The following is a 12,140-nucleotide window of genomic DNA, read 5'->3' on the forward strand; positions in this document are numbered from 1 at the left end:
CATGGCAGAGAACAACGAGACCCGTACTGCTTTGGTGGTCGGCGCCGGTTCCGGCATCGGACGTGCCACCGCGCTGGAGTTGGCGGGCTCGGGTGTGTGCGTGGTCGCCGCGGATCTGAATGCCGATGCGGTGGCGGCGCTTTCCGACGAGCACGAGAACATCGTTGACCTGGGCGAGTCCTGGAATGCCACCCGGCACGAGGACTGCGACCGGCTGGTCGCCGCGGCGGTGGTGCGGGTCGGGCATCTCGACACCGTGATCTCGACCGTCGGTTGGACCGCGATCACCAAGTTCCTCGACGAGACGCCCGAGTACTGGCAGCGGATCATCGACGTCAATCTGATGTCGGCGATCTACCTCTCGGCCGCCGCGGCGCGGGCCATGCGAGAGCGCGGCGGCAGCATCGTGCTGACCTCGTCCGAGGCCGGTACCGTCGGCACCTCCGGGGAGGCGGTGTACTCCGCGGCCAAGGCCGCGGTGATCGGCCTGGTGAAGTCGCTGGCCCGCGAGTGGGCCCGCTACGGAATCCGGGTCAACGCCGTCGCGCCCGGCATCACTTCGACGCCGCTGCTGGTGGAGCAGGGCATCGCCGGCGGCGACGATGCCCAGGGCGACGGCGACGCCGTGCTGAACAGCATCCTGCGGGGCGTTCCGATGCGCCGCCTGGGCGAGCCGTCCGAGATCGCGGACGCGATCGCCTACCTCGCCGGCGACGGCGCCAGCTACATCACCGGCCAGACGCTGTGCGTCGGCGGTGGGTTGACCATGGGCTCGTAGAGCCGGCCCATACCTTCGATCAAGCGCATCACCCGCGCTCGTCACAACAACACCGAGAGGCATCCATGGACATGCGAGGCAAGACCGTCCTGATCACCGGCGGATCCCGCGGAATGGGCCAGCAGCTCGCCCTGAAGCTGGGTGCGAAGGGCGCGAACGTCGTGGTCAACTACCGTCGCGACGACGAGTCGGCGCAGAAGACCGTCGCCGAGATCGAGGCGGTCGGCGGCACCGCGTTGGCGCTCAAGGCCGACATCTCCGACACCGAATCGGTACAGCAGTTGGTGGACGCCGCCGTCGAGCGGTTCGGCCGCCTGGACGTGGTAGTGGCCAACGCCGCAGCCAGCGCGTTCAAACCGTTGATGGACATCCGCGCGCACCACATCGAGAAGACCATGGGCATCACCATCCAGGGATTCCTGGATCTGGTCCGTATCTCGCTGCCGCACATGCGGAACGGGGGCCGGGTGCTCGCGGTGAGCGGCTGGGACAGCTTCCGGGCGCTGCCGCTGCACGGCCTGCTCGGCGCGGCCAAGGCGGGCATGGAGTCCATTGTCCGGAACCTGGCCGTGGAGCTCGCCGGTGACGGCGTGACCGCGGTGGGAGTGTGCCCCGGCCCGATCGATACCGATTCGTTCCGGCTGTACGCCGGCGATTCCTGGGACGACTACGCGAAGAACTGGCTGACCCAGACCCCCTCGGGCGCCTACGCGACCCCGTCAGAGGTGGCCGAAGTGATGGCCTTCCTGTGCTCGCCGGAGAGTGTTGCGATCAATGGCCAGACCATCGTGGTCGACGGTGGCCTGTCGGTGGCCACCATGCCAATCGGATTCGGGCAGAACTGAATATGAGCGCACAATCGTCGGCCGTCGCTCAGACCGTGGTGCAGTTGATGAGCCAGGTCCAGCGACGACCCGGCCACGAGATCGCGGTGGAGGAGGCGACCGGTCAGCGGTCGCTCACGATCGAGCAGCTAGTCGCCGCCTCCAACCGGCTCGCGAACGCCTTCATCGGTCTCGGCCTGCGGCCCGGCGGGCGGGTGGCATGGGTCTCCGAGAACCACATCGAGTATGTAGTCCTGGAGTTCGCCCTGCTCAAGGCGGGCCTGGTCAAGGTGCCGCTGAACAATCGTTTCGCCCCGAACGAGCTGCGGCGGTGCGTGGACCTCGCCGACGTCGGGCTGGTCGTTGCGGATCCGTCCTCGGCCGAGGTGCTCGACGGCGTGCTCGCAGGCTCCGCGGTGCACAAGGTGGTCATCGGCGCACGAGACGGGTGGACCTCCTTCGACCAACTGGTCGCCGGTGGGGCATCCGGGCCGGTGCAGGCGGCCACCGGGCCCGACGACCTCTATCACATCCGCTTCAGCTCGGGCTCGACAGGAAAGCCCAAGGGCATCCCGATCACGCATCGCGGGGCTCGCGCGGCGATCCTCGGCAACACCTGGGTGATGAGCACCAGTGCGCCCAGCGCATCGCCGCGCACCCTGCAGGTGGCGCCGCTGGTATACGCCGGCGGTTGGAGTGTGTTGCCGACGCTGCTGTGCGGCGGCACCAACGTGGTGATGACCAGGTTCGATCCTGAGCAGATGCTCGACGTGATCGTCGATCGCGGAATCACCTGGATGTTCGCGGTGCCCACGATGTTGCGGCGGCTTTCCGAGATCACGGGCCTCGAACGGCTTCGCACCTCGTCGCTGGGCTGCCTGATGCTCGCCGGTGAGCCCGCCGCGCTGCCTGCGCTCGAGGTGCTCACCGAGTACACCGATGCGATGATCAACTGCTGGGGGCAGACGGAGGCCCCGGCGTCGACCACGCTGCTCACCCGTGCCGAGATGCGCGACCGATCGCTGTGGTCCTCGATCGGCCGGCCGGTGCCGGGCGTCGAGTTCTCCGTGTACGCCGACGGTGCCGTCCAGGACCGGCCGGAGCCGGGGGTCGACGGCGAGCTGGTGATCCGCACCGCGAGCGTGGCACCGACCCTGCTGGGCGGCGAGGTGGAGCATGCCGATCGGACCCTGCCGGACGGCTGGTGGCGGACCTCCGACCTCGGGCACTTCGATGAGCACGGCCGGATCTTCATCGTCGGTCGTGCGAGCGAGACCATCATCACGGGTGGCACGAACATCCAGCCGGTGGAGATCGAGCGGGCACTCGAACTGCATCCGATGGTCCGCGAGGCGGTGGTGGTGGGCGTGCCGGACCCGAAATGGGGCGAGACCCCGGCGGCGTACGTGCACATCGACGCACTGTGGGCCGACGTGAGCGGGGAGCTGGCCGCGGTGCTGCGCGAGAACCTGGCGGGGTTCAAACGCCCGGGTCACGTGTACATCTCGACCGATCCGATCCCGCGCGCCTCGAAGGCGGCGAAGATCGCGCGCGGTGACATCAAGCGGCTGGTGCGGTCGTGGGTCGAGGACCCTACCGTGGTGCCGCGCAACGTAACGAAAGTGGTGAAGGAACGTGGCTGACGCAGTGATCGAGTCCACCGATGACATCGTCATCGATACCGTGGACGGTGTGGGCACGGTACGACTGAACCGGCCCGACCGGGGCAACTCGGTCACCCCCGACGTGGTGACCCGCATGGGCGATGCGGTCGCCGACCTCGCCGAGACCGACGGCATCGGTGCGGTGGTGCTTACTGGCACCGGCAAGGTGTTCTGCGCCGGCGCCGACGTCAAGGACATGTACGCGGTGTACTCCGCCGACGGTGCCGACGGGTTGATGGACTACCTCGCCGTCACCTGGATGCCGGCCGTGCAGCGCACGGTGCGGTTGCTGTGGAACACCCCGGTTCCGGTGATCGCCGCATACAACGGCCACGCGACTGCCGGCGGGCTGGACTTCGGACTCTCCTGTGATGTGCGCCTGGCCGCGTCCCAAGCGAGGTTCGCCGAGAGCTATGTCAACCTCGGCATGGTGCCGGTGGCCGGCGGTGCGTACCTGCTGCCGAAGCTGATCGGTCTGGAGAAGGCATCCCGGATGATTGCGACGGGCGAGTTCATCGATGCCGCGCAGGCACTGGCGGCCGGCATGGTGAGCGAGGTGTGCGACACCGAGGACCTCGCACGCCGGGCGGCCGAGGTGGCCCGCGAGATGACGCACGGGCCGGTGGCGACGTATGCGAACGCGAAGCGGATCGCGCGTGCCGCGGCGACGCTCGAGCTGGACGCCGCGCTGAAGGAGAGTCTGGCCGCGAATATCGCCCTGATTGCCCGGCCCGAGGTGCGCAAGCTGGTGCTCAACGTGATGGAGCAGTACAGCTTGGCGAATTAGAGCGGTGCGCGCAACGGGGCTGGCCGGGCGGCGGGAACGACATCATGCAGGTCTGAGAATGGTGCGTGGATCATCGTGATCGGGGTTCGGGCGGCTCTGGAATGAGACTTAAGGAGAGGGAAATGGAATACAACAGGCTGGGGCGTTCTGGGCTCAAGGTGAGTCGAATCGGTCTGGGAGCGATGAACTTTGGATTCGTCACGGACGAGGCGGGAAGCTTCGAGATTCTCAATCACGCAGTAGAGTTGGGCATCAACTTCGTCGACACGGCGGATGTCTACGGTGGTCCGCAGACTCCCGACATGGAGAAGGGATTCGGCACTTCCGAGGAAATCATCGGCAAGTGGCTGGCACAGGACCCCTCCCGACGGGACAGGATCGTCCTGACTTCCAAGGTCTACCAGCCGATGGATACCGGTCCGAACGATCGCGGGCTTTCGGCTTATCACATCCGTAGGGCGTGTGAGGCGAGCCTCCGCAGGCTGCAGACCGACCACATCGACGTCTATCAGATGCACCACGTCGACCGAACCACGCCGTGGGAAGAGGTGTGGCAGGCATTCGAGCAGTTGGTCCGGGAGGGAAAGATCAGCTACGTCGGTAGCAGCAATTTCGCGGGATGGGATATCGCGACCGCGCAATGCATCGCGAATGCCCGCCACTTTCTCGGTCTGGTTTCGGAGCAGAGTCTGTACAACTTGACCGAGCGGACAATCGAGCTCGAGTTGATTCCGGCGTTGCGCAACTACGGGATCGGGCTGATTCCATGGAGTTCATTGGGGCGTGGCCTCCTCGGAGGGGTGCTCGACAACGCCAGCAGCGGTCGCCGCAGCCGCCCCGAAATGCAGGCCCGGATCGAGCGGATCCGTCCCCAGCTGGAGGCCTATGAAGCACTCTGCCGGCAGATCGGTGAGCGTCCCTCCGACGTCGCGACCGCCTGGCTGCTGGCGAATCCCGTCGTCTCCACGATCATTGCGGGGCCGCGGACCGTCGAACAGTTCGACCAGAGCGCTCGTGCGTTGGACGTGTCGTTGTCCGCGGAGACGATGGCGGAGTTGGACAAGATCTTCCCGGGGCCCGGCGGTGAGGCTCCGGCAGCATATGCGTGGTGAGTAGCTCATCCGTAACGTCGGAGGCCCGGAACCAGTTCTCGGTTCCGGGCCTCCACGTTTGTAGTCCGTCAGTGGCGGTCAGGCCAGGGATTGCGCGAACTCCGCCGGCAGGCCGATCGACCGCAGTTCGGTGTACGCCTCCAATCCTTCGACCCCGTTCTCTCGGCCGATTCCACTCATCTTGAATCCACCGAACGGCGACTGCAGTCCGATCGGACTGCCGTTCAGTTCGACCACGCCGGTGCGCAACCGGCTGGCGACCTGTAGCCCGCGTTCGAGATCCGAAGAGAAGACGGCACCGTTGAGGCCGTACTGCGAGTCGTTCGCGATGGCGATCGCGTCCTCTTCGTCGCGGTAGGTCATCACGGACACCACCGGCCCGAAGATCTCCTCCTGTGCGACGGTCGCGCCTCTGGATACTCCGGCAATGATCGTTGGTTCCACATACCATCCGTGCTCGAGGCCGGCGGGGCGGTTGCCGCCCTTGATGATTCGGCCACCCTCCTCCTGACCGATTCGGATGTACTTCTCGACCGTGGTGCGATGGCGCTCACTGAACAGCGGACCGATCTCGGTCGCATCGTGGTGCGGGTCGCCGACTGCCATCGTGTCGATCATCGCAGCGAGTGAATCCAGAAGTTCACTCTCCCGCTTCTCGGAGACGAGGATGCGAGTCTTCAAAGTACAGACTTGACCGTTGTTCCTGAAGGAACCCATACGGAGCAGTTCGGCAGTCGCGTTCATGTCGGCATCGTCCAGAATCACGGCGGCCGACTTGCCGCCGAGCTCGAGCGTCACACGACGAATATTCGCGCCGCACAGCGATGCGATTCTGCGACCTGCGTCCGTTGAACCGGTGAAGGTGACCTTGTCCACCCCGCGATGCGCGACCAGGTGCTCCGATGCCTCGCGTTCGGCGGGCACGACGTTGATCACACCTGCGGGGAACCCCGCCCGTTCGATGAGCTCAGCCAGCAGGTACGCGTCCAGCGTCGTCTGCGGTGCCGGCTTCAGCACGAATGTGCATCCTGCGAGGATCGCCGGCACGATCTTCTGCACGCTGATACCCATCGGCACGTTCCAGGGGACGACGGCCCCGACCACCCCGACGGGTTCTCTTGTCACCAATGCGTTTCCGAGTGGTCCTGACCGGACGGTGCGGAACGGGTACTCACCAATGAAGTCGAGATACGCATCGATCACCCGCACGGGGTTCGCTGCCTGGATGGTGCGGGATTGGGTGATCGGGCACCCCATCTCGGTGGTGATCAGTTCCGCGATCTGTTCGGCATGGTCAATCAACAATCCGCGAAACCGCCGTACGACGGCGATGCGCTCGTCGAGCGACATGCGGGGCCACGGGCCGGTGTCGAAGGCCACGCGGGCCGCGGCTACAGCGAGATCGACGTCGGCAGGCGATGCCGACGCCACGTCGGCGAGGAGTTCTTCGCTGACCGGGGAGACGACGGGGATGCGCTCGCCGCGCGCTGCAATCCATCGACCATCGACGAACAACTTCCCGTGTCGGTGTTCCATGAGCATTGCTCTATCTCCTTTGGGTGGGAACGTCGGGTGAGGGGCGGGGGCGTCCTCCTCGTCCTGATGGGCATTGTGGCGGTAAGCCACGGCCGATCGCTCGTGCGCGTCGATCTCACGGTCGGGCTTCTGCTAGCCAAGGACTCTGTGCACAGAATATCATAAGTCAGATAGTTGACAGCTGGTAAAATATCTGCTGAAATCGTGTGTCGAATGTCACTGCGTCTTCGATCCTTTTCGTCGGCTCGGGGGTGTGGGCGGGTGAGTTGGAACAATCGAAAGAGGTTGGCGTGACGGGATCGAAAGAAGTCGTGCTGGTGACCGGTGCTTCCGGATTCGTCGGATCGAGGCTGGTCGAGCAGCTGAGTACATCGGGCCGCTATCGCGTGTTGGCCGCGGATTCGCACTGGACCGACCGATCCAAGACCTTCGGTGAACTGTCCGACGTGGAGCGATGCGACATCGACCTCCGGGATCGAGAGGCGGTTGATGCTCTGGTGGCCAGGTCGGGAAGCATCGTTCATCTAGCGGCAATTCGCGCGGTGGCAGGGCTCGACGATCCCTGGGCCGCATTCGAGGTGAACGTGGCGGCCGCCTACGGCCTGATGGATTCGGCAAAGCGCCATGGGGTGCGGCGCATCGTCTACGGCTCGTCGCACAGTGTCTACGGGAACTTCGCGAAGCGTCAGACGTACCGGCATCGCGAAAACGAGGTCGCCGAGGGGAGCGGCATCGGTATGTACGGAGCCAGCAAGCTGGCCGTCGAGGCATATCTCGAGGCGCATGCGAACACCGGAGGGGCGGAGTTCATCTCCCTGCGGCTCGGCACCATCTACGGTCCCGGAGTAAACCGGGACAACTCGATCGGCGGGATGATGATGGATGCCATCGACGCCGTGCGCGCGGGCCGGGCCCCGGTGGTGCGGTGGGCGCCCGACGCGCTTCACGATCTGGTGTACGTCGATGATGCGGCCGCGGCGCTTCTTGCCGCGATCGACGTCGACTCCGGGGCGAAGGCGATCAACGTGGTCGGTGAGCCGATCAACACCACTGAGCTGTTTCGCATTCTCGTCGAACTCGTCGGGGGCGACGCGGCAACGATCGATTGGCAGCCCGAACTGGTGCGGTATCAGCAGGTGTCCCGGGACTTGATGCTCGCAGACCTCGGTCCGATCCTGGGCACCCGGATCGAAGACGGCCTCCAGGCCTTCGTTGATTGGCACCTCGGCGCGTCCATCACTGTGGACTGAGTCGCTGGCTTCGCCGGGCCAGCTGGATTATTGGACAGTTAAGGAGTCAATGCTATGAGTGAGAAGATTGGATTCATCGGGATCGGGGCGATGGGCTCCGCGATTGCGAGCCGCCTGGTCGAGCCCTTCGATCTGTACGTCAACGATCGCAACCGTGTGGCTGCGGACGAACTGGTCGCCGCCGGCGCCACCTTCACCGACGCGGCCGAGATCGCCCGGACGTGTCGGGTCGTGTTCCTGTGCCTCCCCGCTCCGACGCATGTCGATCAGTTGCTCTTTGGGGACGAGGGGATCGCGAAGGACCTCGCCGTCGGCACCGTCGTCGTCGATATCACCACCGGAACCCCCACGGCGGATTACCAGGTCGTTGCGGCCCTCGGCGAACGTGGAGTGAAGTTCCTCGATTCGCCGATCGGGGGCGGTGTCCGGCGGGCCCGCGAGGGTACGGCGACCCTGATGGTGGGTGGCGACGACGACGTGTTCGCAGAGGTTGTCGAGGTGCTCGAGGCGGTGACGCCGGACGTCCATCACGTGGGGCCGGTCGGTGCCGGTCACGCGATGAAGCTGGTCAACAATCTTCTGAACAGTTGCAATCGGTTCGCCGCGCTGGAGGCCATCCGGCTCGGGCAGGCGTGCGGTATCGAGCAGTCCACGGTCGTCGCGGTGCTGAACAGCTCGACCGGGCGGAACTACACGACCGAGTACACGTTCCCGACTCTGCTGAGCGAGCCCGATTACAAGCTGCAGGGGTTCACCCTCGATCTCATGCGGAAAGATGTTCACCTGGCAAACGAACTCGCCGCGAGCATGAACCACGCGACGCCGATCGGACATCTCGTGGAAGAGATGACGGAGACGGCGATCGAGCGGTTCGGCGGCGATGCGGATCAGAGTCAGCTCATGGCCGAGTGGTATCCCCGTGGTTGACATCGTGCGGCCCTCCCGGGATGGGTAGCGATCAATCCGAGGGCCGAGTGAGCATGGACGAACTGCGCCCGAAGGCGCTGCACCCAGCGGCGGAGAAAATGCGGGTGGCCGCCACCCAGTTGCCCCCGTCCTACGAGATTCCACTCGAGGCTGCTCGTGTTCGCATGCGCTCGGCACTCATCAGGCAGGCCGAGCCGTCGTCGCTGCGCGTCGCGGACTTCATCGTTCCCGCCGGGGATCGGGGTATCCGAGTGCGTGCCTATCGGCCGCCCGGCCATCGGAACCCTGCGCTCGTCTTCTTCCACGGGGGCGGCTGGGTCTTCAACGACCTCGATACGCATGACGAACTGTGCCGGACTATCGCCGAGGTCGCGCAGTGCAGCGTCTTCTCGGTGGACTACCGGAGGAGCCCCGAGCACACGTATCCGGCTGCGATCGACGATGGCGATGTCGTGTTCGAGTGGCTGCTCACCAATAGTGACGAATTCGATGTTGAGCCGGGCGCATTCGCTCTCGGCGGCGACAGCGCCGGCGGGACCATCGCGACCGCACTGGCGAAACGGATCCGAGAGCGGGGCGCGCGCCAGCTCGCGGCGCACTTCCTGCTGTATCCCGTGCTCGACTACTGGGACCCGGGGACGCCCTCCTACGGCGAACGTGGTCCCGGGTTCACCGTCGATCGGTCGTTCATGAAGTGGATCTGGGATGCGTACTTACCGTCGCAGTGGGTGCGCGAGGATCCCCACCTGTTTCCACTCCAGGGTTCTCTGGCGGACCTGCCCCCGACGGTGCTGTGCGTTGCGGAGTACGACGTGCTCCGGGATGAGGGGATCGAATACGCACGACTGCTGCGGCAAGCCGAGGTGCCGGTGACGCTCCTCGTGGCCGACGACCAGATGCACGGGTTCGCCCACCATCTTGCGCTCATCGAAACTGCGAAGGACATGGTTCTCACGGCCGCGACTCGCCTCGGTAGAGCCCTACGCGGTGGGTGACCCGAACGGACGGAATACGTGCATGCACGTTCGAGCAATGTGTAAAATGTCAGACGATAACAACGCATATACAGAGAAAGTAGTTTCGATTCCATGTTGACAGTTATCAGGGGAGCAAACAGCGAGCCGTCCGCCCTGGCGCAGGGGACCTTCACCGGTGAGGCCTGGCGCGACATGGTGATGGCGCCGACCGACGGGGTGGCGATTGGCAACAACTTTTTCGCGCCGTGTTCGCGGACCTATTGGCACTCGCATGTCGGCGGCCAGCTGCTCATCGTCATGGCTGGCGAAGGGCATGTGTCCGACGAGAACGGAATTGTCACCGTTCGCGCCGGCGACATGGTGTGGACTCCGCCCGGCGTTCGTCACTGGCACGGTGCCGCCGACGATCGCTTCATGCTGCACACATCGGTCACCCTGGGTGCCACGAACTGGGAATCCGAGGTCACCGACGCCGAGTACGGCGAGGCTCGGGCCTGACCGCGGCGCCGTGAGATGGGGCTACTGCTCCGATCTCACCCGCCCCTGTTTCACAGAATGGAAGGAGTATCAGCATGACGAGTAGCGGTGAGCCGGCGTTGGCCCGGGTTGTGGTGACCGGCGTGAATGACGAGGGAAGGTCGGTTGTTTCGTCCGACGGGCCGGCGAGTCCCTGGACACGTCGGCCGACTGGGACCCTGGTGATGGAGTTGTGGCGTGAGGACGAGTTGCCGATTTCGGTGAACTCCGAGTCGACGCTGGAAAACGAAGTGGTGTTGGCCCCACCCGCCACCGGTGTCGTGGTGCGGACGACGGTCTTTCCGCCCGATAGCTCGATCTCGGCCGAGGCCGCTGCAGCGTACGCGGCGGCGATGGCGGACATTTACGGCCCCGGAAATGCGGAGGGCGGCGCCGTGCCGGGAATGCACACCACCGAGACCATCGACGTGATGACCGTGATCGACGGCGAGATCTGGGCGGTCATGGAAGAAGGGGAGACGGTACTGCGCGCCGGTGACACGATGGTTCAGCGCGGTACACGCCATGCGTGGCAGAACCGGAGTGACCGCCCGACGACGGTGGTCACGACGATGATGCCAGCGCACCGAAACGATTGATGAACCGGGCGTTGCTGCGCGGGTGATTCCCGCAGTGGTCGGCCCGCAACGATTGTGAGACCTGCGGCGAGTGTCGCGAACAGTTGGATGAGGAGTGCAGATGTCGGAGAAAGACCAGCGCCCCAGCGGTGATCGGCATCCGCTGGGGCGGTTCGCCCCGGGGCTGATCGGTTTCACCGACGACGTCCTATTCGGCCAAGTGTGGGAGCGCGCGGTGATCAGCGCGAAGGAGCGCAGCATGATCACCGTTGCATGCCTGGTGACGGGCGGCAACGTGGAGCAGCTCCGCTATCACCTGGTGCGGGCGCGGGACAACGGGGCGACACGCATCGAGCTGGTCGAGGTGATCACCCACCTCGCGTTCTACGCGGGTTGGCCGAAGGCCATGGCCGCGATGGCCGTCGCGCAGGAAGTGCTCGGCTCCGAAGAGGACTGACTTCGGTGCGCGATGAGCGCCGAATTCGGTATGGCGCTGAGGAGTTGCAATCCCACCCGTCCGAGTCGGATGGCGGGACTGTTTCGTTTGGCGGCCGCTGAGTCATGCGAGACAAGCTGTGAATAGAGTGATATTTGACGACCCGGGAAATGGTGTGACGAAACATGACACCGTCAGAGCTTGACGATCGGGCCGAAGCGGTCGTGCGGCCGCTGCAACCGGGGGACCTCGACGCGTTCACGCGGTTTGCGATGGCCTTGGCGGGTGAGGGACGACGTTTCCTCAAGGAGGACCTGTCTGATCCCGTGAAGGTTTTCGCTGACTACCAACGGGAGACGGCGGCAGTGCGGCTGGCCGCGCTCGACGGTGCCGGTGAGATCGCCGGATTGGCGGGTGCTTTCGCGGGGGAGGGTTGGTCGTCGCACGTCGCCGAGATCCGCGTCGTGGTGGGTGCGGCGTATCGGGGCCGCGGTGTCGGGCGGGCGCTGGCCCGTGCGGCGCTGCTGGAGGCGGTCAAGCTCGGCTGCAGCCACGTGTACGTCGAGGTGATCGCGGCACAGGATGCGTTGGTCGCCATGTTCCAGGACATCGGGTTCGAGCCGGAGGCGCTGCTCGTCGATTTCGTTCGGGACAGCGACGGTGAGAACCGGGACTTGATGCTGCTCACCCATCGGGTGGATGTGAATCAGGCGCGGAATCGGTTGTGGGGCATGGACGAGGTGGCCGGATGAGTG

General features: G+C 65.3%; 13 protein-coding genes. 12 read left to right on the forward strand and 1 reads right to left on the reverse strand.

Translation table 11 applies throughout. The features are described 5' to 3' along the window. Nucleotide 1: 1 nt before the first annotated feature. The 5 genes from QM693_RS08290 (at nucleotide 2) to QM693_RS08310 (ending at nucleotide 5,165) form a co-directional block, all read left to right on the forward strand. The gene (locus QM693_RS08290; protein ID WP_283351963.1) at nucleotides 2-778 is read left to right on the forward strand and encodes an SDR family NAD(P)-dependent oxidoreductase; all 777 of its coding nucleotides are present in this window, start codon (nucleotides 2-4) and stop codon (nucleotides 776-778) included. A 65-nt stretch (nucleotides 779-843) separates the two neighbouring features. Then, nucleotides 844-1,623, forward strand: a complete 780-nt coding sequence (locus QM693_RS08295; RefSeq protein WP_283351964.1) for an SDR family oxidoreductase — start codon at nucleotides 844-846, stop codon at nucleotides 1,621-1,623. A gap of 2 nt (nucleotides 1,624-1,625) precedes the next feature. Beyond that, entirely contained in the window at nucleotides 1,626-3,245 is a 1,620-nt protein-coding gene (locus QM693_RS08300; protein ID WP_283335339.1) for a class I adenylate-forming enzyme family protein, read from the forward strand. Next, complete coding sequence (locus QM693_RS08305) at nucleotides 3,238-4,053, forward strand: enoyl-CoA hydratase/isomerase family protein (protein WP_283351965.1); 816 nt, start codon at nucleotides 3,238-3,240, stop codon at nucleotides 4,051-4,053. Before QM693_RS08300 ends, QM693_RS08305 begins: the two co-directional genes overlap by 8 nt. 122 nt (nucleotides 4,054-4,175) lie before the next feature. Then, a complete protein-coding gene (locus QM693_RS08310) occupies nucleotides 4,176-5,165 on the forward strand; it encodes an aldo/keto reductase (RefSeq protein ID WP_283351966.1) in 990 nt (329 codons plus the stop codon). 78 nt (nucleotides 5,166-5,243) lie between these two features. On the opposite strand, the gene QM693_RS08315 is transcribed toward QM693_RS08310, so the two are convergent. After that, nucleotides 5,244-6,707 carry an aldehyde dehydrogenase gene (locus tag QM693_RS08315; protein WP_317568824.1) on the reverse strand — a complete coding sequence of 488 codons (1,464 nt, stop codon included), beginning with the start codon at nucleotides 6,705-6,707 and terminating at the stop codon, nucleotides 5,244-5,246. A gap of 284 nt (nucleotides 6,708-6,991) precedes the next feature. On the opposite strand from QM693_RS08315, the gene QM693_RS08320 reads away from it, so the two are divergent. The 7 genes from QM693_RS08320 (at nucleotide 6,992) to QM693_RS08350 (ending at nucleotide 12,137) form a co-directional block, all read left to right on the forward strand. After that, the gene (locus tag QM693_RS08320) at nucleotides 6,992-7,951 is read left to right on the forward strand and encodes an NAD-dependent epimerase/dehydratase family protein (protein ID WP_283351967.1); all 960 of its coding nucleotides are present in this window, start codon (nucleotides 6,992-6,994) and stop codon (nucleotides 7,949-7,951) included. 54 nt (nucleotides 7,952-8,005) lie between these two features. Then, complete coding sequence (locus QM693_RS08325) at nucleotides 8,006-8,878, forward strand: NAD(P)-dependent oxidoreductase (protein ID WP_283335342.1); 873 nt, start codon at nucleotides 8,006-8,008, stop codon at nucleotides 8,876-8,878. A gap of 20 nt (nucleotides 8,879-8,898) precedes the next feature. Next, nucleotides 8,899-9,873: an alpha/beta hydrolase gene (locus QM693_RS08330; RefSeq protein ID WP_283335343.1), complete on the forward strand. Its 975-nt coding sequence runs from the start codon at nucleotides 8,899-8,901 to the stop codon at nucleotides 9,871-9,873. Nucleotides 9,874-9,966: 93 nt separating this feature from the next. Continuing rightward, entirely contained in the window at nucleotides 9,967-10,353 is a 387-nt protein-coding gene (locus QM693_RS08335; protein ID WP_005242263.1) for a cupin domain-containing protein, read from the forward strand. A gap of 239 nt (nucleotides 10,354-10,592) precedes the next feature. After that, nucleotides 10,593-10,970 carry a cupin domain-containing protein gene (locus QM693_RS08340; RefSeq protein WP_283351968.1) on the forward strand — a complete coding sequence of 126 codons (378 nt, stop codon included), beginning with the start codon at nucleotides 10,593-10,595 and terminating at the stop codon, nucleotides 10,968-10,970. A gap of 100 nt (nucleotides 10,971-11,070) precedes the next feature. After that, nucleotides 11,071-11,406, forward strand: coding sequence for a carboxymuconolactone decarboxylase family protein (locus QM693_RS08345; protein WP_061700483.1), 336 nt, complete (start codon nucleotides 11,071-11,073; stop codon nucleotides 11,404-11,406). A 164-nt stretch (nucleotides 11,407-11,570) separates the two neighbouring features. Next, nucleotides 11,571-12,137, forward strand: coding sequence for a GNAT family N-acetyltransferase (locus QM693_RS08350; RefSeq protein ID WP_005242260.1), 567 nt, complete (start codon nucleotides 11,571-11,573; stop codon nucleotides 12,135-12,137). Nucleotides 12,138-12,140: the final 3 nt, after the last annotated feature.

It is taken from the genome of Rhodococcus sp. IEGM 1305 (assembly GCF_030058635.1).
Classification (GTDB): Bacteria; Actinomycetota; Actinomycetes; order Mycobacteriales; family Mycobacteriaceae; genus Rhodococcus_F; species Rhodococcus_F opacus_D.